This is a genomic window from Vibrio sp. RC586 (assembly GCF_000176715.1).
Lineage (GTDB): Bacteria > Pseudomonadota > Gammaproteobacteria > Enterobacterales > Vibrionaceae > Vibrio.
Window position 1 is genome coordinate 458,174 of the sequence record NZ_ADBD01000010.1, and the last position, 23,440, is coordinate 481,613.

The following is a 23,440-nucleotide window of genomic DNA, read 5'->3' on the forward strand; positions in this document are numbered from 1 at the left end:
AAGAAGGCGACCAATGGTCGCCTTCTTTATTTTCCAATTAATGAAATGGCTTATTTTTCCACTTCATAACTTTTTTGTGCGGTGTAGTAATTCTCTTTGAATGCCAGACTACCCCACATCGCATTAGCATGCGCGCGAGTCACGATCGATTCATCAAGCTGAAGCGGTGTCATTTTATGTGTCACTGAATCATATTGATAGGTCGTGATATCTTGTCCTGGTTGCAATACGATGACTTGGTTATCTGGTGTTAACCAACCAAAGTTTTTGTCACGTTGCATCATCGCGCGTTGCTTTTCAACCGGAACGTCTTGGGTTAAATCAAAGCCAATCATCGGGTTTTGACTACTAATACCGGCTAAGGAGAGTAGCGTTGGAGCTAAATCCAACTGGCTGAGTAAGCGGTCATCTTTACGTGCCTCAATGCCACCACCAAAAATAACCGCTGGAATATGGAAATATTCCACAGGGATTGGATTGGTACCTTGTGTTCGCGCATCATGGTCTGCAACGACAACAAACACAGTATTGTCCCAATAAGGGGATTTCTTGGCCTTTTCAACAAATTGCCCCAACGCGTAGTCAGCATATTTCACTGCATTTTCTACCGTCTGTTTCGGTTCATTGTATTGAGTAATCACACCATCTGGGTATTCAAATGGGCTATGGTTAGACGAGGTAAACACCAAACTAAAGAAAGGTTTACCTTCTTTTGCCATTTGCGTGAACTGCTCATCTGCTTTATTGAACAGATCTTCATCAGACGCTCCCCATGAACCGACAAACTTCGGATTTGAAAAAGTAGGCAGGTCTTGCATATCCACAAAGCCATTGCCGAGGAAGAAACTCTTCATATTGTCAAAATGGCTCTCGCCACCATAAATGAATTGCGTGTGGTACTGCTGAGTTTTCAGCAAACCTGCAATTGAGAAGAAGTTATTCTGGCTTTTACCTAGCTTCACTACAGAGCGAGCAGGCGTTGGTGAGAATCCTGTGGTTACCGCTTCAATACCACGCACAGAGCGAGTACCCGTGGCGTACATACGAGTAAATGCCCAGCCTTCGTTAATCAACTTGTCCATGTTTGGAGAAACATCAATACCTCCGAGGCTTTTCACATAACGCGCACCGTGGCTTTCCATCAACAAAATGACGATGTTTTTAGGTGCACCTTGGTAAGTCGCGACATGATTGGCCAAAGACGGTTTGTCATCACTAATAAAATCTTCCGGAGCGACAGTCATCGAAGCACGAACTTGATCGATCACGAGTTGTTTATCCATTTTCGGATAAAATTCAAACGCGTTGGCCTCTGAGCCCATTTGCTTGGCTGCGAAAATAACTGAATATGAGGAGTTGAGCGCAAGATCGTTCATCAAAGGATCGCTAGAAAAAGAGACCATTGCAGGGTTCATAGGACGATGCCCTAAAGAAGAACGAGCGCCTAAAACACCAATTGCCACAACAAGTACAGCAATCACTGGGCGCCAATACCACTTAGGGTAACTCAAGTTGGAAACGAGTGTTTTACTCCATCGCCAGCCGAGCACAACCGTCAGTACACTCACGACTAGACCGATAAATAGCTCCAATTTATAGCCAGACCACAGCATACCAAAGACTTCTTTCGGATAGATGAGGTATTCCACAAACAAGCGGTTAGGTCGCAGATCGTACTCAATAATAAAAGGAGGAGTAGCCACTTCCATGTACACAACGATCCACAAGCCTGCGGTGATCCAGAGTCGCAGAATCCAATTCCAAATGCGGCCTAACCAATGCTCACCAGAAATCAAGCTAGTCAAAAATGCAGGTAAAATGAACAAATAGCAGATTGACGCAAAGTCCACCCGTAAACCACTGGCAAAAATGCGTACCCAACCTTCTGCATCCGTCACGCGGTCAAAATGCCAAATCGCTAACCCTAAACGAGATAGTGTAAAAATGGCTAACAAAGCAAGCAGAGCGCAAACAACAGGATAAAGAGGGCCAAAGAATCGTTTTAGTTTATTCAACGTTGTTACCTAGGATCGTTTATAGATTGAAAGAATGAACTGCGATAATGTCAGATTCACACCTAAAATCAAACCACCCTTGAACATAAAACTCAAATATTCAGCTTGTTGCGCCGAATAATGCTCAGCCCCCCCAACAAGAAAACTAAAAACAAAGAAGCTGCGCCGCCACTCGCGGAGCTTTCACTCACTGTGGTCGCCGTAGTTCCCCCTGGGATCAATGTACGCACTCCGTTACTCTCTGTAACGTAATACTTTGGGCTCTCTAGCCCGTTCATCACCCGCAGAATCCAACTGTAATAATCTGAAACTTCGGTGAATACCGAGGTAACAGGCTGAGAGGCATCACCACAAACTGAAGGGCCAAAACTGGTGATCCCAATTTGTACATAGCCTGAGCCATTATCGAAGTAGACTGGCCCTCCTGAATCACCCGAACAAGTTGAGTTTTGATACAAACCACTCTGCGGCCCCGAAAAGCAGATATGTCCTGAACCTAAATTGGCACCGTAATAGGCCGAGCACGTCGAAAAAGGAACAAACGTTAGCGTGGTTTCTAATAATTGAGTTCCACCCGCTACGTTGCTATACACATTGCCATGACCCACCGCTTTATAAACACCATTGACGTCATAGTTGCCATTGATCGTACTGTTGAGCACCCCGACAAAATTACTCACGTTAAGGTCACTTTCTAATTTAATGATCGCAATATCATTCGGCCAATAAACGGAAGAGGAATTCACATAGTTGTCTGGATAATAAAACTCTGCACCACGCGCAAACTGAATGTTGCCATTCGGGTAATCATTTTCATCTTGTAACTGGGGGATGGCGACCGTGTAGAGCATGGCATAACTATCACCATAAATGCAGTGTGCCGCGGTGAGGATGTAGCGTGAGTTAAGCACCGTCGCACCACAGTAGGTTCTAGAGCTATATTGATAAGGAGAGATATAAATCGCCAAGCTAGCAAAAGAAGGGTAATTCGCCACATTCGCACTCGTGCCATTGACGATATAAGGGGCAATTTCAACCGCAGAAACCTTAGTGGTCAGCAGTAAAAATATCCATAGCCATTTGCGCATGCATCACCTCATCGGTTGAATTGGTTGTTCTGCTTATTTATCACCCGCTTAAAGTGTAGCAATGAAACGAATGTATGCGATGCAGATAACAAAAAACCCACAGTTTTACCTGCGGGTTTATCAATTCAAATCACATCAGTGAATTATGCTTCTTCGCGACGACGGCTATGACCACGCTCACCACGGTAGCTACCACTGCTCTCACCACTGCGGTTGCGATCGAAACGACGCTCACCTTCGCGGAAAGAACGGCCTTCGCCACCACGGCCACGACCACCTTCGCGGCCGCCTTCTCGACCACCACGGAAACCGCCTTCACGGTTGCCTTCTGGACGACGACCACCGTCACGACGTGGGCCACCTTCACGGCGGGCACCACCACGAGATTCGCGGAAATCATCAAAGTCACACACAACTGCGCCGACTTCTTTTTGGCGAATGCGCAGTTTACGTAGCTTGTTAGAAACGTCGCTCGACATCGCTTTTGGCAGCTGAACAAACGTATGGCCTTGAGCCAGTTTGATCGCACCGATAGAACCTTTAGTTAGACCCAGTTCGTTTGCGAGTGCACCCACGATGTCTTTCACTTGAACGCCTTGGTCACGGCCAACTTGCAGTTGGTAAGTATCCCAATCGTGGTTCTCTTGATCACGGCCACCGAATTCACGGCGAGCAGGACGATCACCATCACGACGGTCATCACGACGCTCACGACGACGTGATTTTTCACGCTCCATCGCTTCGATCATTGGATCAGCACCAACATAAAATAGAGGACGCTTACCTTGCTGACGTTTCAGCAGGATTGCTGCCAAAGTTGTTGCATCGATTTCCAGTGACGCTTGCAGTTTTTCAACCAACTCAGCGAAACGCTCCAGTGAGCTGAACTCTTTATCTGCTGCCAGTTCTTGACCCAGCTTAGTCAGACGAGATTCAGCCACTTTATCGCGGTGCGGCAGTTGGATCTCTTCCATAGAAGAACGAGTGACACGCTCGATAGTGCGCAGCATGCGAATTTGGTTAGTACGAACCAGCAGGATCGCCTTACCTTTACGTCCAGCACGACCAGTACGGCCGATACGATGGATGTATGATTCAACATCAAACGGGATGTCGTAGTTAAATACGTGAGTGATACGTGGAACGTCAAGACCACGTGCTACTACGTCGGTCGCAACCAGAATATCAATCACACCTTGCTTGATATGATCAACGGTGCGCTCACGCAGAGACTGAGGGATATCACCGTGCAGAGCAGCCGCTTTAAAGCCACGTGCACACAGCCAATCCGCTAGACGCTCAGTATCCTGACGAGTACGTACGAATACGATAGAAGCATCGGTTTCTTCGGTTTCAAGCAGACGAGCCATCGCTTCATCTTTCTCTACACCTTTTACTACCCAGTATTGTTGCTCAACTTTAGCCACAGTTTGGTTAGAACCGGCTACGTCAACACATTCTGGGTTACGTAGGAAACGCTCAACGATCTCTTTTACCATTGGAGGCATAGTTGCAGAGAACAGTACGCGTTGTGCTGATTCTGGAGCTTGCTCCATGATCCAAGTAACGTCATCAACGAAGCCCATTTTGAGCATTTCGTCTGCTTCATCAAGGATGAAAGTATGACATTCGTCTAGGTGTAGACGATCACGAGTGATCAGATCTTTTACGCGGCCCGGAGTACCCACAACAATGTGAGCGCCAGATTTCAGAGCGCGCATTTGATCAAGAATTGAAGCACCACCGTAGATTTCAAGAACCTTCAGGCCTTTGATGTTTTGGCCAAGGTTTTTGATCTCAGCCGCTACCTGAATCGCCAGCTCACGCGTTGGCGCCATAACGATAGCTTGTGGCTTGTGTTGAGATAGATTAAGTTTGTTCAGCAGAGGCAGTGAGAATGCCGCTGTTTTACCCGTACCTGTTTGCGCTTTACCCAATGCATCACGACCTTCGAGCAGAACAGGAATCGCTGCTGCTTGGATAGGTGTAGGTGATACAAAGCCCATTTCAGTTAGGGCAGAAAGGATGGCGCTGTTCAGTGCTAAATCACTGAATTGAATTGCAGTATCTTGCATGGGGATCCCACTAAATGAAGAAATAACCAAGGTCCCACGTGCTCTACCATTTCCAACCAATCCAATGAATTGCTGAGTCCGTTCAGATGCGGATAAGTATTAAAACGCATCAAGCCGCTAGGGACATATAAGGGACGCGGATTATTCCTTAAATGCATAAAAAAAGCTAGGAAAAATTGAATTTCATCACAAAATTTTCTTAGCAAAGGAAAAATGACGCCTCATTGACCGAAAAAACCCTTCAAAACACCAAATTTGCTGACAATTTCAGCGAATAAATAAACAGCCAACGATGCTCGAACTCACGTTTTCGGTAGTAATCCAGTCCCTCAATGATTATAGTGTGCCCAACTTAAACGGTTAGATAAAAAAGATGTTCCAAGACAATCCGCTCCTCGCGCAGCTTAAGCAAAAAATCCAAGAAACTCTGCCTAAAAAAGAAGGCACCATCAAAGCCAGTGACAAAGGTTTTGGTTTCCTCGAAGTCGATAACAAAACCAGCTACTTTGTTCCGCCACCTTATATGAAGAAGTGTATGCATGGCGACAAAGTCGTGGCTTTCATCCGCACCGAAAATGAACGTGAAGTTGCAGAGCCTTCTGAGCTTATCGAACAATCACTGACTCGTTTCATTGGCCGCGTAAAGCTATTTAAAGGCAAACTGAACGTTGCGCCCGATCATCCACAACTGAAAAAAATGTCGCTTAAGGCAAAAACCCAAAAAGGCCTCAACGAAGCTGACTTCCAAGAAGGTGACTGGGTGGTCGCTAATCTTGTCCGCCACCCTCTTAAAGGTGACGACGGCTTCTTCGCGCAAATCTCACACAAAATTACCGATGCCAATGACAAAATTGCACCTTGGTGGGTAACACTCGCGGAAAACGATCTGCCTAACAGCGAACCAGCCGGCATTGACGACTGGCAACTGAAAGATGATGCCGACTTGGTTCGTGAAGATCTGACCGCCCTGCCTTTTGTGACGATCGATGGTGAATCCACCAAAGATATGGATGATGCGTTGTACGCACAACAATTGCCTAACGGTGATTTTGCGCTAACCATCGCGATTGCAGACCCAACCGCTTACATCACACCAGAAGATGAAATGGATAAAGTGGCACGCGAGCGTGGCTTTACCATTTATTTGCCGGGTCGCAACATTCCCATGTTGCCGCGTGATCTAGCTGATGAGCTTTGTTCACTAATGGAAAACCAAGTTCGTCCAGCGCTCTGCTGCTCAGTCACTATCAGTAAAGATGGCGTGATTGGCGATGATATTCGCTTCTTCTCAGCCAACATCAAATCACATGCACGTCTGGTTTACGACCATGTTTCTGACTGGTTGGAAACTGGCAGCTCGGAGCAATGGCAACCAAGCGAAGAAATCGCCCAAGTGGTGCGTGATCTCTATGCCTTCTCACAAGCACGTGCGAACTGGCGTGAAAACCATGCCGTGGTGTTCCCAGATCGTCCAGACTACCGCTTCGAACTGAGCGCGGATAACGATGTGGTGGCGATCCATGCGGACATGCGCCGCACTGCTAACCGTTTGGTCGAAGAATCGATGATCACTGCGAACATCTGTGCGGGTAAAACACTGCAAGCAACGTTCGGTTTGGGTGTCTTCAATACCCATGCTGGTTTCAAAGCCGAGAAAATGGCCGATGTGGTGGAGCTGATGGCAGCACACGGTGCACCGAATGCCGATGCTGAAACACTGGCGACGGTGGAAGGCTTTGCCGCCCTGCGCCGCTGGCTGGCAACACAAGAAACTAGCTACCTCGATAACCGTATTCGTAAGTACCAGAGCTACAGTGAGATTGGCAACCAGCCTCTCCCCCACTTCGCGATGGGTCTTGATGTGTACGCGACTTGGACTTCACCGATTCGTAAATACGGCGACATGATTAACCACCGTCTGCTGAAAGCACACATTCTGGGCAAAGCCCCTGTGCAGACGCCGGATGAGACTGTTGGTGAAGAACTTGCACTGCATCGTAAGCACCACAAAATTGCCGAACGTAATGTGGCAGATTGGCTCTATGCTCGCACACTGGCCGATGAGCCAGCGAAAGAAACTCGCTTCCAAGCCGAGATCTTTGATATCAACCGCCCTGGTATGCGTGTTCGCTTACTCGAAAACGGCGCAATGGCCTTTATTCCAGGATCTCTGATCCTCGATAACAAAGAGCGTATTGAGTGTAATGGTGAAGACGGTACGGTGTCGATTGATAAAGAAGTGGTGTACAAACTCGGTGATGTACTGGAAATCGTTCTTGCTGAAGTGAATCAAGAAAACCGCAGTTTAGTGGGTAAGCCAACGCAAGTGTTTGCCGATCTAACAGTAGAGACTTCTGAAGCGACAATCGATATCGATAAGCCAGCAGAACAAGCTTAAGCTTAATCAGCTTTGACTGTGTCACAGGGCGATGGATTATCCATCGCCCTTTTGTTTACCCATTTGATCAAGCTACTTAACCGCATGTTCCGTAGCAATACAATTATCATCCGCATAAAGACCTTATTTAATATCCGTACTTATTTAATATCCATGCTTATTTAAAATCCTGATGAATAAACCTCTTTCACTCTTCGATGTTATCAATAACACCTCATTTAAAATGGTGAAAATCATGCTCTCAGCACTAACTTATTGCTGATAACTCTATCGCGATTTTGATTTTTTATTTTGAATATCGGTGCTAATAACGTTAATCTTCTTTTAAGCTATTGGTGACAATCACTCATATTAAATTAACAAGATCATCAATTAATCGATAATGAAGCTTTCTCTATAGAGGTATAGCTTCATCATGATAAATTAACAGAACACAATTATACACGTCATTGGATCCTATAAAACCTATGTTAAATTCATCTTATCCAATCAAATTAAATATAGAAAACTGGTATGCAAACTCCGCAGGTCTAAATAGCCAAGAAGCATGGAAGGAATGGGCAGTGACGGATCGTTATCCAGACGATCTAGAATGCTCATTTCATCATATTCCCGCAATGATGCGACGTAGGATGAGTGAGGTTAGCAAGCATGCCGTTCAAACCGCAAGTGAACTGCTTAACCAAACACGGGTTGATTATTTAGTCTTCTCTAGCCGGCACGGGGAGCTGCACCGCAGCAATATACTGATCAAGGAGATATTGCTAGGACAGGAAGCATCACCAATGGCATTTTCTCAAACTGTGCACAACACGGCCGCAGGATTAACTACGATTGCAACCCAAAAAGCGATCCCATTAACCTCCATTTCAGCTGGTGAGAATACATTCCACAGCGCACTCATCGAAGCTTACGGCTTTTTACAACAGAATCCGGGCGCAAAAGTGCTACTGCTCGATTTTGATGAAACCCTACCAGAGGATTATCAGCAGTATGAATATCAAACCTATCGTGCTTACGCATTGGGATTAATCCTCACTCTGAGTGAAGAACCTATTCATTGGTCAACAGCGGCAGAACCGAAGAATAAAAACACGCAACCACAAGCTTTACAATTTTTAAAACAGCTATTATCAGATGGAGAAACACTCGTTAGAAAATGAGTTAATTATAAATAATCAACCTTGTTTCTTTATATGTTACTTGCCTCGCAATTAATTGAATTTGACTATTTTGTTAAGGCAACTATATGGGGTACTCTATCGGAAACTAGCATTTTCAATACTGTGAATCACATACTATGAATAAGGCTATTTATCCAGTATGGTCAAACAAACTATATCTTTTAATGGATAAACTTATATTAAAGATATATTGAGCTAATACTCATTATTTAGTATCAACATTGAATCCAAACTACAAAATAACTTCATCTATTAATATTTATTTCTAATCAAAACTTTAGGTTGGTAAAAATGGAACAGCTACACAACGAAATCAAACAACTCATCATAGACTCACTCAATCTTGAAGATATCACGATTGACGATATTGAAACTGAATCCCCTTTATTTGGTGATGGACTTGGATTGGATTCTATTGATGCGTTAGAGCTTGGTTTGGCACTCAAAAAGAAATACAACATTGTTATTGATGCTGATGATAACAACACTCGTCAACACTTTGCCTCGGTCGCTAAATTGGCAAGTTATGTTTCTTCACAAAACATGCTTTAACCCATAGACCATTCAGGATCTGTTGTTATTTTGCAACGTAGTGATCACTCTCTGTATCGATATCCCAACGTTGCAAATTCGAACTTTGTATCCTCACTCCACTTGGTCTAACCGGTTACTGGGGAGTAAGTAGCAACAGATTCTTCTTGATTGGTAAATGAATCATGCATCAATGGGTTCACAGGGACTGAACACGATATGAGCCAACTTCCACAATATCTTTCTTTGTCAGCACTATTTATGGTTGGTCGAACTTACGATCATATTGTTGCGTTTAGTGCGGAGAAAGAGATCCATTGGTCGCAATTTTCTGCTGATGTCAGCACCCTTGGAAAACGCATCCGTGCTCATGCAGCACAACACATCGCCCTATGTAGCTCTGACAGTTACTTATTTGCCGTGGGATTTTTTGCTATCGCCTACAGCCAAAAATCATTAGTCCTCCCAAGCAACTACCAACCTGCGGCGCTAACGGAGCTAAGCTCGGAATTTGATCTTTTACTGTGCGACCAAGAGATAGCTCACTCCATTTCTCTCGAACATCTGTTGATTAAGTCCGATGAACGGTACCCTGTCCCTGATGGTTTAGCGTTCGATATCAATACCATCGACTTGATCCTATTTACCTCCGGCTCCAGTGGTGCACCGAAAGCGATCCGCAAAACATTTCAACAACTCGAGACTGAAATCAACATTCTGCAGCAGTTGTTTGGACATAATTTTCAGCCCTGTCGATTTGAAAGTACCGTCTCTCATCAACATATTTACGGCTTACTGTTTCGATTGCTCTGGCCTTTGTGTGCTGGCCATCCTTTCGCGCGCTTCAATCTCGAATTTCCAGAACAACTGATTACGCATGCTGGCAAAAATATCATTTTGATCAGCAGTCCTGCTCTGCTCAAACGTTTGGCCACACAGTACCAGCACGCACCTTTTGCGGCGGTTTTCTCTTCAGGTGGACCGCTGACTCAGGAGGCGGCACATCATGCTTATCAGCTCTTTGGCCAGTGGCCTATGGAAGTGTATGGCAGTACAGAAACAGGGGGGATTGCCTACCGACAACAGTTCTACCCAACTCAACCTTGGTCCGTTTTTCCCGGTATCACGATACAACTTAATGAAGAGCACTGTTTGTGTTTGCTCTCACCACATATTGACCCACACCACTGGTATCAAACGGCCGACCAATGTGAATTGTTGAATGACCGACAATTTATTCTCAAAGGACGCACCGATCGCGTCATCAAGTTAGAGGAAAAGCGCATCTCTCTTACTGAAGTGGAAAAACGTCTCGAACAACTGCCATGGATTACAGAATGTGCCGTTATCCCGTTACAAGAAGAGGATCGCTTAATTCTGGCCTCAGTGCTGGTTTTGAGCCCAGAAGGGGAACAACTGGCCACACAAATTGGCAACGGAAAATTCTGGTTACACCTACGCAATGAGCTTCGCCAATGGTTAGAGCCGATTGCAGTGCCACGTCGTTTCCGTGTGGTATCGCACATTCCACTCAATAGCCAAGGTAAGCGGCTTAGCAGAGAAATCGAACAATGTTTCCAAACACCTCCTTTATCCGTGAATTAAACGTTATGGCTATAAAAAGAAAACCAACGGTGCTCTCTGTTGTCATCAATTCCACTGAAACATCATCGACTGCGGAAGCCACACTACGGCTGCGCGCCGATCACGACATTCTGGATTTCTCTGGGCATTTTTCTCAATTCCCACTTTTGCCTGGTGTCACTCAAATTGATTGGGCCATTTTCTATGCTCAAGACATTCTGCATGTTCCTAGCACATTTCAGGGGATGGAGGTGATTAAATTTCAAGAGCCAATTCTGCCTGATGCAGAAATTGCTCTGCACCTAAAGTGGGATGCCGAAAAACTCAAATTACACTTTGCCTACCATTCTGAGCGCGATGGTCAACTCATCGCGCACTCTTCAGGCAAGGTGCAATTAGCCAACATCACCAACAGCAACCAGAGACTTTAACAATCTAAACACAACTGCCCCTTTGTAGCGGCATCACTTTTTCGACTATGGGAATCGGACAGAACAACACTATGACTACGCAAACCGTAAATAACATTACCTTTGGCCAAGGTCGGCTGACGATTGAAGACGTCAGCGCAATCGCTCAAGGAGCGAAGGCGAGCTTAAACCCATCCGCTGAGTTCACCGCAAAAATTGATCGCGGTGTCGCTTTCTTAGAAAAACTGCTTAAGGATGAAGGCGTGATATACGGTGTCACCACTGGTTATGGCGACTCTTGTACCGTTGCTATTCCAGCACAATTAGTCGAAGACCTCCCACTCCATCTCACCCGCTTTCACGGATGTGGTCTGGGTAAAGTCTTAACCCATGAGCAGGCGAGAGCCGTATTGGCCACTCGCCTTTGTTCTCTTGCACAAGGTGTTTCGGGTGTTAGCCACGAACTTCTGAGCCAAATCGTGACCTTGATTAACTACGATATTGCACCGCGCATTCCTGAAGAAGGGTCGGTCGGCGCAAGTGGTGACCTTACGCCACTCTCCTATCTGGCGGCGACTTTAATTGGTGAGCGTGATGTTCTCTACCGAGGTGAAGAAAGACCTACTGCAGAGGTATTTGCTGAACTAGGCATAGAACCCATAAAGCTGCGCCCAAAAGAAGGTCTTGCCCTGATGAATGGGACATCAGTGATGACAGCACTAGCTTGCCTTGCCTATAAGCGTGCCGAGTATTTAACCCAACTCAGCACCAAGATCACCGCCATGGTTTCAGTGGCGATGCAAGGTAATGACTTTCATTTTGATGAAGCTCTGTTTGCCGTTAAACCACACCCTGGTCAGCAGAAAGTTGCCGCTTGGCTACGCTCTGATTTACAAGCTGAACGCCCCCCCATGAATAGCGACCGCTTACAAGATCGTTACTCGTTGCGCTGCGCTCCTCATGTGATCGGCATGGTGCAAGATGCACTGCCTTGGTTACGTCAGCTGATTGAAAATGAGCTCAACAGCGCTAACGACAACCCAATCATCGATGGTGATAACGAACGTGTTCTGCATGGTGGTCACTTTTACGGCGGCCATATCGCAATGGCCATGGATACACTGAAAACCGCCATCGCTAATTTGGCCGACCTGTTAGATCGCCAAATGGCACAGCTCATGGACTACAAATTCAATAACGGCTTGCCATTTAACCTCAGTGGTGCTGAAGGAAGCCGCAAACCTATCAACCACGGCTTCAAAGCGGTACAAATCGGCATCTCAGCTTGGACGGCAGAAGCATTAAAGCACACCATGCCTGCAAGCGTATTTTCACGTTCCACCGAGTGCCATAACCAAGACAAAGTTAGCATGGGCACCATTGCCGCTCGCGATTGTTTACGTGTTTTGGAGTTAACCGAACAAGTCGCTGCAGCTTCTCTGTTAGCTGCAACGCAAGCGATTGAAATTCGCCATCGTCGTAATGAGTTAAACCAACAACAGTTGAGTGCACCGCTGCAAGCTATGTGTGCCAATGTTTGGGAAGAGTTTGATTTTGTCAGCGAAGATCGTCCATTAGAGAAAGATCTGCGTCACTTCATCGCTCGCATTCAGCAGCGCCACTGGTCACTCTACTAAGAGGTCATATGGCGAACATACTTTATCCACTAGAAGCGCAAGTGACTCTCGTCACTTCGTTTCAAGATGCCGATCCCATGGGTGTGATTTATCACGGCAACTATTTTCGCTTCTTCGAAGAGGCTCGCCGAGCCATGATGGAAAAAATCGATTATGGCTATCGGAAGATGTCAGACTCTGGCTTTCTCTGGCCAGTAATTGATGTTCAGGTGAAGTATGTTCGTGCCATTCCTTATAACCATGAAATTTGTATTAAAGCCTGTTTGACCGAATGGGAGAACCGCTTGCGCGTGCAATATGTGATTAGCGATGCCAAAACAGGGCAACGCATGGCACAAGGCCATACCACACAAGTTGCGGTGGGAATGGAGGATCAAGTGATGCGTTTCGCCTCTCCCTCGGTTTTGATTGAGCGTATCTCTCAATGGCATCAGCATGGCGTTTATCCATGCTGACCCGACAAAAACTCGCGTATATTCAACCACTGTGGATCCAGACACGGAATCCCCGAATCACACAACCATAATGGTATAAGCCTATGATTTCGCAATCTTATCAACCTGTTTTTATTCATGGCTGTGGCTTTCACTCGGCGCTCGGCTCAACTCCAGAGCAGGTCCACCAATGCCTAGAGCAAAATCGCAACGAGCAGATACAAGTTGAAGCTTCCCTGCTCAATAGCGGAACTAGCACTATCGTTGGCAGAGTGACTCAGCCATTACCTGCAGTGCCCATTAAACCGGCGAACTACGACACTCACAACAATCGTTTGGCGCTGTCTGCTGTGACACAAATTATTCCTCAGATAGAAGAAGCTAAACAGCGCTTTGGCCACCACCGCATCGCCGTGATTATTGGTTCAAGTACCTCAGGCATTGCCGATGGTGAAAACGCCTATCAAGTAAAAATGGAACAGAGTGCTTTTCCTGAAAGTTACCATTACTGTAAACAAGAACTGGGTAACATCAGCCAATTTATTGCAGATTATTTTGAGCTAACCGGACCTTGCTACACCATCTCAACCGCTTGCTCTTCCAGTGGGCGAGTGTTTATTTCTGCGAAACGACTGCTGTTAGCAGGAATGGCCGATGCGGTAATTATCGGTGGCGTAGATACCCTATGCCGCCTGACCCTTAATGGCTTCAATGGGCTTGAAGCACTTTCCAGTGAACATTGCCAACCGTTTAGTGCAGACCGTAATGGGATAAATCTCGGTGAAGCCGCAGCCTTTATGTTACTGAGCTTAGAAAAGAGTGACATTGCCCTGCTCGGCAGCGGTGACAGCTCTGATGCATACCATATTTCTGCACCACATCCCGAAGGACACGGCGCAGAAGAAGCGATGCGTAATGCACTCAAGGATGCACATCTGACAGAGCAAGACATTGGTTACATCAATGCACACGGTACCGCAACGCCACTCAATGACAGTATGGAAAGTAAAGCCATCTATCGCGTGTTTGGCGACCAAGTGCCAGTAAGCTCAACCAAACACCTAACTGGCCACACACTCGGAGCAGCAAGCGCTGTTGAAGCTGCCATTGCTTGGCACATCTTAAAATACGATTTAAACCTGCCTCAGCAAGGCTGCCGCAACAAAGCACCAGATATTCAAGTGAGCTTAGTCGAAGCACCTTGTAAATTAGGCAACAAAGCCATTTTGAGCAACTCCTTTGCTTTTGGTGGCAACAACATCAGTCTGATATTCGGGTATGCCCATGAGTGAATTGGCGGATATTGCTAGTCTACTCCCCCATGATGCACCGATGATTTTGATCGACCGCATCATGGAGGTGTTCCCAACTCGTATTCACTGCCAAGTGGATGTTGGTGAACATAATCTGTTTTTTTCGGCTGATAGCCAGAGTATTCCCGCTTATATTGGTATTGAGTTTATGGCGCAATCTATTGCTGCATGGTCAGGCTATCATGCACGAAAAAATGGTGCGCTCCCCCCCATTGGTTTTCTACTTGGCTGCCGCCGCTACCACACGCAATGCCACGTTTTCTCGCAAGGGCAAACCTTGGACGTGTTCGCGGAAAAAATCTTAGAAGAAGGCGGTATGGCCGTGTTTAGCGGTCATATCGGGCATGCTGGTCACACCCTTGCGCAATGCCAATTCAATGTTTATCTACCCAACGAAGAAAAGTTAACCTCGATGAAAATCAGGAGCCAAGTATGACAAGGCAAGTGTTAGTGACAGGAGCAAGTAAAGGCATTGGCCGAGCGATAGCCATTCAGTTAGCCAAAGATGGTTTTTCTATTATTGTTCATTACATGGGTGATAAAGCGGGGGCAGAACAGACATTAGCAAACATAGAACACAACGGCGGAACAGGTCGTTTACTTCAGTTTGACATTAGCAACCGAATACAGTGTCGCCAGCAAATTGAGACAGACATCGCCAATCACGGTGCTTATTATGGCGTAGTGAACAACGCTGGTATCACTCGTGATACCGCTTTTCCAGCGATGAGTGAACAAGACTGGGATGGCGTCATCCACACCAATCTAGATAGCTTCTACAACGTACTACACCCCTGTGTGATGCCAATGGTGCAAAAACGCCAAGGTGGGCGAATTGTTACGCTAGCCTCCGTTTCAGGACTAATGGGAAATCGAGGACAAACCAACTATGCTGCGGCCAAAGCGGGAGTGATAGGGGCAACCAAATCATTGGCACTTGAATTGGCCAAACGCAAAATCACCGTTAACTGTGTAGCTCCCGGCTTGATAGATACCGGCATAGTCGATGAACAGGTTAAAGAGCACGCGCTGCCGAAAATTCCGCTGCTTCGAATGGGGCAACCGGAAGAAGTTGCAGGGCTTGTAAGCTATTTAATGTCCGATATTGCAGGCTATATAACGCGGCAAGTCATATCCGTCAACGGTGGATTGATATAAATAGAAAGGGAGAACCTCAGCGGCTTCTCCCTCAATCTCATGTCAGCAATTTTGAGCTTTCTAATCAGGCATTCAAGAATACCTGATTGTGATTTCGTCTCTTGAAGCTAACCCCAGAAATAGGCTTTTGGGTCTTTTTCCACTTCACGCATCATGGCGGTTAAATCCTCACTGCGTGCTAAAAAAGGATAAGGGATCCAAGGTTCGCTATTCGCTAGCTTTTCATCATAAACATAGAGCGCCCACTGTTTTGATGCCTCTTCCCAAATGATCTTTGCCACCAGACTTTCATAATCACAATGGGACGAATCAAGCTTGTAATGACACAAAGAAAACAGAACGCCATTTTCAATTGGTTCAAAGCTAGATTTGCCTAACTCAGCAGGCACGCTCTGATTGCGGCTCATGCAGAGTAACTCGGCACGGCGTTCAAGCTGTCGCTGTAGAAGGTTGACAATCATTTTTAACCTCGCGGGTAATTAGATTTACTCAGTATGGCTATCTGTAGAAATCGATTCCATGATCTTAGTGTCATTTGAGTATAAGCAATAGCCACATTCCTTGCAGACTTCACAAATCAAAAACTAAACCGAGGAACTCATTCACATTTTTGTCATACGTTTCAGGCATACTGCACAGGATTTTTTTACATTATGGGAGCGACTTTATGTATAGGAAGGCACTTGCCGCCGTTTGCGCACTTTTCTTCTCCATCTCTGCGATGACTTCTTCTGCGCAAGCAAGTGAAATTACCGTTTCAGGCTCAACTTCTGTTGCCAGAATCATGGATGTACTGGCTGAAGAGTATAACAAGACCCACCCCGAATCTTTCGTGGCAGTACAAGGAGTGGGGACAACAGCAGGAATTACCCTACTTAAGAAAGGAGTAGCCGATATTGCAATGAGTTCGCGCTATCTTACCGAAAGTGAAGAAGAAGATAATTTAAACAGTTTTATCCTCGCCTATGATGGAATTGCTGCTGTGGTTAACCAAGCCAATCCGGTCGGCAACTTAACGCGTGAACAACTCTACGGAATCTACAGAGGACAGGTAACGAACTGGAAACAAGTAGGCGGTAATGACCAAAAAATTGCTGTCGTAACTCGTGAAGCTTCTTCCGGCACTCGCTATAGCTTCGAAAGCCTACTGGGGCTGACTAAAGTGATCAAAGATCGTCAAGTTTCTGATATCAGCCCTTCCGTGTTAGTGGTTAACAGTAACAGCATGATGAAAACTCTGGTTAACCACAACACCCAAGCAATTGGCTTTATTTCGATTGGTTCAGTCGATAAATCGGTCAAACCACTGCAATTTGAGAAAACCGATCCGACAGCCGACAACATAGCAAAACACAGTTACCAGCTTTCTCGCCCGTTTTTGATTCTGCACTACTCAGACAAAGCGGATACTGACACCCAACGATTTATTCAGTTTGTGAAATCAGATCGCGCCAAGAAGCTGATCGTTGAATATGGGTATATTATGCCCAATGATATCGATTAATTGGGTTCTGCCATAAACAAGCAAGGAGAGTATTAAATTAACTCTCCTTGTCTTTAATCTTCGTTTTTATTCTTCGCTTTCAAATATAAGCACATTAGAAATGCAGTTGAATCACCGAAACCACAACACAACCAGGGCGACGAACGCCTTCGATCTCAACCTTGATTTCACGCTCGATCTCAAGACCTTTCTTGATTGGTGTCACCTTCGATAACGTGCTCACAGCACGTACTCGGTTGCCCGATTTCACTGGATAAGGGAAGCGTACAGAGTTGAGGCCGATATTCACTACCATTTTTGCGGTAGGAAACAGCGATTTCTCTTCATCAACACTGTCCGTCAAACGAGGCAACAGGGCCAAAGTTAAAAAGCCGTGGGCGATCGTTGTTTTGAACGGCGACTCTGATTCCGCACGCTCTGGATTGGTATGGATCCACTGCATGTCTTCAGTCACCATACCAAATTGATTGATACGCTCTTGATCGACCAGCAACCAGTCTCCAGTGTGGATCACTTCCCCCACTTGGGTTTGCAGTCGATCATACAAAGCCTGAGCTTCCGGTTTGAGCACAATCGGTTCCGGAATCGGCGTTTCTTCATTGGCAGGCAGGTGCAGATCTTTCACCCACGCAAACAGTGGGCGACGATTGGTTTTGTGCAAAATGTCATCCCAGTACTCGCGCACAGACGGAGACACCCACTGTTTAAATTCAGTGTGCTTAACCAAGTTTTCAGCTCGATGCTTTAGTAGATCAGCGACTCTCATCAAAACCTCATTCTTAACCAAGAAGAAATAGAAACGCCCTAATTTTGAAGTACTTCACAGTAAGCTGCAATGACTTTCGGGCGTACATGCGTAACCTGTAAGTCATAAACACCTATAAAAACAATGCATTATCAATAAAACATTATTTTATTAGCCTTTCACTCATTAGAGCAAACACACCATTTCTTTATACTATTTTGTCGAAGCGTTAGCTTTACGCTCACCTTGTCATGGGGCAAACCGCCCAAGCTCGGGCTTGAAATCCAACTTCTGACTGAAAATACCAAGCAAATATTGCGCCGAATTGTGATTTATTGGCTTGGCTCGGCCTGTGTTACAAAGTTTCAAGCTGGTTAATGTATGCTTCGGCGGTTACTAAAATCACCTGTTGATCGCTACTTTTCATCTTATCCCATGTTTTATATAGCATCCCAGTTGGAGGATTGTTAGCGAGTCAGTCACGATGTTTGAGCATAAAGCGCCAATAGAGTGAACTCAGTGGGCAGACATTCTCACCTGATTTCTGTTCAACCTGATAGAAACACGAAGTGCAGTAAGCACTCATTTTTTGATGTAAGAGCCGCTCGCGGCATAAGGTTTCGTGGCAATTAAACCGCCATCCGCAAATAACGCCATACCACGAGTATACGGAAGATCCACCCATTCAATCGCATCAATATAAATCCCTAAGTACCATGCATCGACTTGATCCGGATTGCACTCAGTCAGAAGCCCCAAATTTACCGCGCAAAATCTTCTATTTGAGCTAAGTAGATCCACCTTGAGCAACACGATAAGTTTCAATAGCCGTTTCAGAGTGAGCATGATTGAGTTGATCCCCAATATCAATCGAGCAACCGGATGGTGTATGGTGCTTCTTGTAAAGTTAAGAGCGAACTTTGTAGGATGTGCTTCAAGCTATTAGCCTGAATTTACGTCTGGCACCCAATTTGGATCAGTGAGCCATTGACAATATGCAATAACAAATACAAGCATGGCATATGGATTTCAAATGAAATAAATGTGAGTTATTTCATTTAGATATTAGTTATTTTACTCTAAAAATTAAGCGTGAGAGCTTCATTCCACAAACCTAGTAATGACTTCGCTTTCTCCTCTGACCTTAAGTAAATTTGCTTTCGGTCACACTTCGGCAAACCATTTGAAAAAATGGGACGCAAAGCTTCCGGTCTGTCGGTCAAGAAAGCTCATAAAGCCCTCTTAAACCTATGATAGCGGGGTTGCCAATTCGGCTTACGCCGCTTTGTCTTATGCGTTGCTGAATGTGCCAAAGTTCAGATTAGCTCTGAACTACGTCTGACGATCTGTCAGTCAAACTATGTCAGCTAACAAAAAAGAGTCTGTGATGAAAAAACAACCTAAAATGACCGCTATCGCGCTGATCCTTTCCGGTATCAGTGGATTAGCCTATGGACACGGCTATGTCTCTTCAGTGGAAAACGGCATTGCCGAGGGACGAGCTACTTTATGTAAATTTGCCGCCAATGGAACTGGAGAAAAAAATACCAACTGTGGTGGTATTCAGTACGAACCACAAAGTGTGGAAGGCCCTGATGGCTTCCCAGTCGCTGGCCCTCGTGATGGCAAAATTGCCAGTGCCGAATCGGCATTGGCCGCAGCACTAGATGAACAAACCGCCGACCGTTGGGTAAAACGCCCAATCCAAGCAGGTCCACAAACTTTTGAGTGGACATTTACCGCTAACCACGTCACTAAAGACTGGAAATACTACATCACCAAGCCAAACTGGAACCCAAACCAAGCTTTGTCACGCGATTCTTTTGATCTGAATCCATTCTGCGTGGTGGAAGGCAATATGGTGCAACCACCGAAACGTGTTAGCCACGAATGTATTGTGCCAGAACGTGAAGGTTACCAAGTCATCCTCGCGGTATGGGATGTGGGCGATACTGCGGCCTCTTTCTATAACGTGATTGATGTAAAATTTGATGGTAACGGCCCTGTGTTACCAGATTGGAACCAAGCCGGACAAATCATTCCAAGCATGGATCTCAGCATTGGCGATACCGTGTACACACGAGTATTTGATGCAACCGGAGAAAACCCAGCTTACCGTACCGAGCTGAAAATCGACTCTGAGATGCTAACCCAAGCTAATCAATGGTCTTACGCTCTGGCGACTAAAATTAACCAAACGCAAAAACAGCAACGAGCTGGTCAGCTTAATGGCGATCAATTTGTTCCAGTTTACGGCACTAACCCGATTTACCTGAAAGAAGGCAGCGGTTTGAAACGTGTTGAAATTGGCTACCAAATTGAAGCGCCACAGCCTGAGTATTCACTGACGGTTTCAGGTCTAGCGAAAGAATATGAAATTGGCGAGCAGCCTGTTCAACTTGACCTGACACTAGAAGCACAAGGTGAAATGACCGCAGAACTGACGGTTTATAACCACCACCAAAAACCACTAGCGAGCTGGACTCAAGCGATGACGGATGGCGAGCTGAAATCAGTAACCTTAGAACTGAGTGAAGCCAAAGCGGGGCACCACATGCTGGTTTCTCGTATCAAAGATCGCGATGGCAATCTGCAAGATCAGCAAACTCTTGATTTTATGTTGGTTGAGCCACAAACCCCACCAACACCAGGTGACTATGACTTTGCCTTCCCTAACGGTTTGAAAGAGTATGTTGCTGGCACCAAAGTGCTAGGTTCGGATGGCGCAATCTACCAATGTAAGCCATGGCCATACTCTGGCTACTGTCAACAATGGACAACCAATACCACTCAGTACCAACCGGGTACAGGCAGCCATTGGGAAATGGCGTGGGATAAACTCTAATTTCCCCTCCCTAAAACACAAAATCCCTCAGCCAACACTGAGGGATTTTTTATTTGAGCTAGAGAAAAATCTCATCGCCACCCGCACAGAAAGTCACTGGATTAAATCTGTTTTACTCTTCATCCATTTCGCAATCAGTACAGCTTTGCAGAGCGATTTCGTGTTCAAAAACAATCGCGCCATTGCCTTCTGCCACAAGTTCAGCGATTTCATCCACGACTTCTTGCTCATCTTCCGCTTCTACTTGATTTGCCAGTTCTTCTTCTGAGTAACCGTAGAAATTCAGCAATAAGTAATCGCGCGCTTCTTCTTTAGTACAAGTTATGTTCACGGAAAGATCTGGCTCAACGTTGTCTTGTGCAATCAGCTCTGCCACTTGTGCTAATACATCCTCTTTCATTGCTGCCGTTAACCAGCCCAGATCCGTGCTTACTGTGGTTTTTTTACAGTCAAAACAAGGAAGTTGATGAAAGTAATATTGAAAATCAGTCATAGGTCATCTCTTCTTTGAGTGTTGAATAGCAGGATTATGCGCGATTTCTCGCAAAATACTATCTCAATATACCCAAAACATCACTTGACCTTACCCTAGGGTAAAGCTTTAAATTACGGCTAAGTTTTTCATTCAAGGCACAAAATGCGCTTATCTCCTCTTCGCATATTCTGGATCTCCATCATCAGCATGTTTACCATGCTGAGCTCCAGTATTGCTTCAAGCGCGCCTTTAATGACTTGGCAAATGATCAGTGCCTCCGTTCACCAATCTGAAGCTGAAGCACCTTCCGGTTGCGTGATGATGGATAGCAGCCAAATGTCTCACTCCATGCCGATGAGCCACTCCTCAATGGAGGAAAGTTCAAACCATTGCATGAGTGATGCTCCCTCGATCCATAACTGTTGTACCGCTGCATGCGTGAGTGTGTTCGCGTTTTTACCGCAAACCGCCTATAGCCTACCTGCACAATACCAACTGGCTTTGATTCCCTATGAATCCGCCAAATCCGTGGTGCAAAGGCAGCAATCCCTCTATCGACCTCCAATAGCTTAATTCAATCACAAATTCGTCGTGTCACTGTGCTCCTGTGAGCCGTGACGTGTGTTTTCACGTCTTTTTTGACGTGCAGATTGGATTAGAAAAAATGAAACCGAGCCTATTGGCGCTGTGTATCAGCGTTTCCGCTCTGGTCGTAACACCTGTGATGGCGCAGTCTTCTGCGACTTCTTCAGGGCAGTTACTGTCCCAAAGCGATCCTTTGACTCTGCTTATTGAACAAGCGCTCGCCAACGATGCAAGCCGTAAGCAGTTTTATGCCCAATCCCAAGCCATGCGAGAAACCGGCGTTGCCGCGACTACCCTCATGGACCCCAAACTCAAAGTCGGTTTTGGTGGTTTGCCGGTCGATAGCTTCAAATTTGATGAAGATGCGATGACCAATATTTCCGTTGGTTTAATGCAACAATTTGAGCGCGGCGATACCTTAGATTTGCAAGGCAAAAAAGCCTCACAACAAGCCGATGGTATGGCTTTGCAAGTCGAAAATCGGGAGCGCGAAGTCGCCAACGGTATCACTCAACTCTGGTTGGAGTTGGGTTATCAGCAACAGGCGGAACGTGTGTTGCGTGAAAATCAGCGCTTAATGCGCGAGCTAGAAAGCTTCATCAGCACCAACTACTCCATCGGTAAAAATGAAGCGCAAGATCTGCTGAATGCTCAACTGCAAGTCAGCCAGTTAGAAGAAAAACTGCAAGCGAACCAGCAAATGCAGCGTCGACTTCTCTCACAAATGTCCGAATGGTTGGGCAGTGAATGGCTCTCCAATCAAGTTCAGTTGAAAACCAGTAATCAGTTGGATTGGCAAAAGCTGGATGATTTGCTCGAAACCACGTCATCAGGCAAGTATTTCCCACTCTTGGCACAGCACCCTATGGTGCGTATGGCCGATGCCAATATTGCGGTGAACCAAACTCAAGTGGAATTGGCCGAGCAATCGTACACGCCACAATTTGGGGTGGAAGTGATGTACGCCTATCGCCAAGCCAACAACATGAAGGGAGAACCCGCTTCCGATCTGGTGAGCGCCTATTTAACGATGGACATCCCGTTATTTACGGGGAATCGCCAAGATCGCAACCATGCCGCTGCGCAATATCAAGTGGGGGCTGCCAAATCGCAAAAAGATCTGCTCCTTGCGCAGATGAATGCCAAGGTCAATGCCCTATTGGTTGACCGTACCAATCTTGAGCAACGCCTCGAACGTTACAAAACCACTTTGCTTGATCAAGCCAAAGCACGCACCAAAGCAGTGGAACGTGGCTATCAAAACAATACTTCGCAGTTCAATGATGTGATTACCGCCACTCGTGATGAACTGGCTGTCGAATTGGAATGGCAGCGCCTCATCACTGACTACAACCAAGTCAGCAGTAATTTAGCCATGTTGCTTGGCGGGTTTGATTACTCCGTCACCCAACCTGAACTGAATGCTGAATCTAGTCGTCGCTCATCTGCCAAGGAATAA

At 45.9% G+C, this 23,440-nt stretch carries 20 protein-coding genes, 1 pseudogene and 1 riboswitch; of the genes and pseudogenes, 14 read left to right on the forward strand and 7 right to left on the reverse strand.

Features of this window, described 5'->3' with window-relative positions; genetic code table 11:
* Nucleotides 1-50: 50 nt before the first annotated feature.
* The 3 genes from VOA_RS05950 to VOA_RS05940 all read right to left on the reverse strand — a co-directional run bounded on the left by VOA_RS05950 (nucleotide 51) and on the right by VOA_RS05940 (nucleotide 5,178).
* A complete protein-coding gene (locus VOA_RS05950) occupies nucleotides 51-2,015 on the reverse strand; it encodes an LTA synthase family protein (RefSeq protein WP_001037564.1) in 1,965 nt (654 codons plus the stop codon).
* Between the two features lie 92 nt (nucleotides 2,016-2,107).
* On the reverse strand, nucleotides 2,108-3,103 hold the full coding sequence (gene vesA, locus VOA_RS05945; protein WP_001233635.1) for a GlyGly-anchored extracellular serine protease VesA: 996 nt from the start codon (nucleotides 3,101-3,103) through the stop codon (nucleotides 2,108-2,110).
* 143 nt (nucleotides 3,104-3,246) lie between these two features.
* Complete coding sequence (locus VOA_RS05940) at nucleotides 3,247-5,178, reverse strand: DEAD/DEAH box helicase (protein WP_001154242.1); 1,932 nt, start codon at nucleotides 5,176-5,178, stop codon at nucleotides 3,247-3,249.
* A gap of 373 nt (nucleotides 5,179-5,551) precedes the next feature.
* Here VOA_RS05940 and rnb point away from each other — a divergent pair, with 373 nt between their 5' ends.
* The 10 genes from rnb to VOA_RS05890 all read left to right on the forward strand — a co-directional run bounded on the left by rnb (nucleotide 5,552) and on the right by VOA_RS05890 (nucleotide 15,827).
* A complete protein-coding gene (rnb, locus tag VOA_RS05935) occupies nucleotides 5,552-7,576 on the forward strand; it encodes an exoribonuclease II (RefSeq protein WP_000484940.1) in 2,025 nt (674 codons plus the stop codon).
* Nucleotides 7,577-8,043: 467 nt separating this feature from the next.
* Nucleotides 8,044-8,739, forward strand: a complete 696-nt coding sequence (locus VOA_RS05930) for a beta-ketoacyl synthase chain length factor (protein WP_009732826.1) — start codon at nucleotides 8,044-8,046, stop codon at nucleotides 8,737-8,739.
* Nucleotides 8,740-9,051: 312 nt separating this feature from the next.
* Nucleotides 9,052-9,312 carry a phosphopantetheine-binding protein gene (locus VOA_RS05925; RefSeq protein WP_000436652.1) on the forward strand — a complete coding sequence of 87 codons (261 nt, stop codon included), beginning with the start codon at nucleotides 9,052-9,054 and terminating at the stop codon, nucleotides 9,310-9,312.
* Nucleotides 9,313-9,510: 198 nt separating this feature from the next.
* Nucleotides 9,511-10,896, forward strand: coding sequence for an AMP-binding protein (locus VOA_RS05920; RefSeq protein ID WP_000080823.1), 1,386 nt, complete (start codon nucleotides 9,511-9,513; stop codon nucleotides 10,894-10,896).
* 5 nt (nucleotides 10,897-10,901) lie between these two features.
* Nucleotides 10,902-11,306 carry an ApeI family dehydratase gene (locus tag VOA_RS05915; protein ID WP_032468324.1) on the forward strand — a complete coding sequence of 135 codons (405 nt, stop codon included), beginning with the start codon at nucleotides 10,902-10,904 and terminating at the stop codon, nucleotides 11,304-11,306.
* A gap of 71 nt (nucleotides 11,307-11,377) precedes the next feature.
* Nucleotides 11,378-12,922 (forward strand): HAL/PAL/TAL family ammonia-lyase, encoded by a 1,545-nt coding sequence (locus VOA_RS05910; protein ID WP_000211845.1) that lies wholly within the window; start codon nucleotides 11,378-11,380, stop codon nucleotides 12,920-12,922.
* 8 nt (nucleotides 12,923-12,930) lie between these two features.
* Nucleotides 12,931-13,377 carry an acyl-CoA thioesterase gene (locus VOA_RS05905; protein WP_001284152.1) on the forward strand — a complete coding sequence of 149 codons (447 nt, stop codon included), beginning with the start codon at nucleotides 12,931-12,933 and terminating at the stop codon, nucleotides 13,375-13,377.
* Between the two features lie 83 nt (nucleotides 13,378-13,460).
* Nucleotides 13,461-14,648 carry a beta-ketoacyl-[acyl-carrier-protein] synthase family protein gene (locus tag VOA_RS05900; protein WP_000625512.1) on the forward strand — a complete coding sequence of 396 codons (1,188 nt, stop codon included), beginning with the start codon at nucleotides 13,461-13,463 and terminating at the stop codon, nucleotides 14,646-14,648.
* Nucleotides 14,641-15,105, forward strand: coding sequence for a hotdog family protein (locus tag VOA_RS05895; RefSeq protein WP_001292019.1), 465 nt, complete (start codon nucleotides 14,641-14,643; stop codon nucleotides 15,103-15,105). The genes VOA_RS05900 and VOA_RS05895 overlap by 8 nt, the downstream gene beginning before the upstream one ends.
* Nucleotides 15,102-15,827: a 3-ketoacyl-ACP reductase FabG2 gene (locus VOA_RS05890; RefSeq protein WP_000198310.1), complete on the forward strand. Its 726-nt coding sequence runs from the start codon at nucleotides 15,102-15,104 to the stop codon at nucleotides 15,825-15,827. The genes VOA_RS05895 and VOA_RS05890 overlap by 4 nt, the downstream gene beginning before the upstream one ends.
* A 107-nt stretch (nucleotides 15,828-15,934) precedes the next feature.
* Here VOA_RS05890 and VOA_RS05885 read toward each other — a convergent pair whose 3' ends face one another.
* The gene (locus tag VOA_RS05885; RefSeq protein ID WP_000636806.1) at nucleotides 15,935-16,288 is read right to left on the reverse strand and encodes a DUF3024 domain-containing protein; all 354 of its coding nucleotides are present in this window, start codon (nucleotides 16,286-16,288) and stop codon (nucleotides 15,935-15,937) included.
* Nucleotides 16,289-16,494: 206 nt separating this feature from the next.
* On the opposite strand from VOA_RS05885, the gene VOA_RS05880 reads away from it, so the two are divergent.
* Nucleotides 16,495-17,331: a phosphate ABC transporter substrate-binding protein gene (locus VOA_RS05880; RefSeq protein WP_000285803.1), complete on the forward strand. Its 837-nt coding sequence runs from the start codon at nucleotides 16,495-16,497 to the stop codon at nucleotides 17,329-17,331.
* A gap of 94 nt (nucleotides 17,332-17,425) precedes the next feature.
* Here VOA_RS05880 and VOA_RS05875 read toward each other — a convergent pair whose 3' ends face one another.
* Both VOA_RS05875 and VOA_RS19635 read right to left on the reverse strand, forming a co-directional pair.
* Entirely contained in the window at nucleotides 17,426-18,097 is a 672-nt protein-coding gene (locus tag VOA_RS05875; protein ID WP_001261549.1) for a MaoC family dehydratase, read from the reverse strand.
* Nucleotides 18,098-18,431: 334 nt separating this feature from the next.
* Nucleotides 18,432-18,838, reverse strand: a pseudogene (locus VOA_RS19635) (cryptochrome/photolyase family protein); the annotation flags it as partial.
* 401 nt (nucleotides 18,839-19,239) lie between these two features.
* Nucleotides 19,240-19,346: riboswitch (cyclic di-GMP riboswitch) on the forward strand.
* Nucleotides 19,347-19,463: 117 nt separating this feature from the next.
* Between VOA_RS19635 and gbpA the strand changes: the two are divergent.
* Entirely contained in the window at nucleotides 19,464-20,921 is a 1,458-nt protein-coding gene (gbpA, locus tag VOA_RS05865) for an N-acetylglucosamine-binding protein GbpA (protein ID WP_000744643.1), read from the forward strand.
* A gap of 112 nt (nucleotides 20,922-21,033) precedes the next feature.
* On the opposite strand, the gene VOA_RS05860 is transcribed toward gbpA, so the two are convergent.
* Nucleotides 21,034-21,414, reverse strand: coding sequence for a hypothetical protein (locus tag VOA_RS05860; protein WP_000129237.1), 381 nt, complete (start codon nucleotides 21,412-21,414; stop codon nucleotides 21,034-21,036).
* 189 nt (nucleotides 21,415-21,603) lie between these two features.
* Between VOA_RS05860 and VOA_RS05855 the strand changes: the two genes are divergently transcribed.
* Together VOA_RS05855 and VOA_RS05850 are read left to right on the forward strand one after the other, a co-directional pair.
* Nucleotides 21,604-21,969 (forward strand): hypothetical protein, encoded by a 366-nt coding sequence (locus VOA_RS05855; protein ID WP_009732831.1) that lies wholly within the window; start codon nucleotides 21,604-21,606, stop codon nucleotides 21,967-21,969.
* A 91-nt stretch (nucleotides 21,970-22,060) separates the two neighbouring features.
* Nucleotides 22,061-23,440 (forward strand): TolC family protein, encoded by a 1,380-nt coding sequence (locus VOA_RS05850; RefSeq protein ID WP_000804816.1) that lies wholly within the window; start codon nucleotides 22,061-22,063, stop codon nucleotides 23,438-23,440.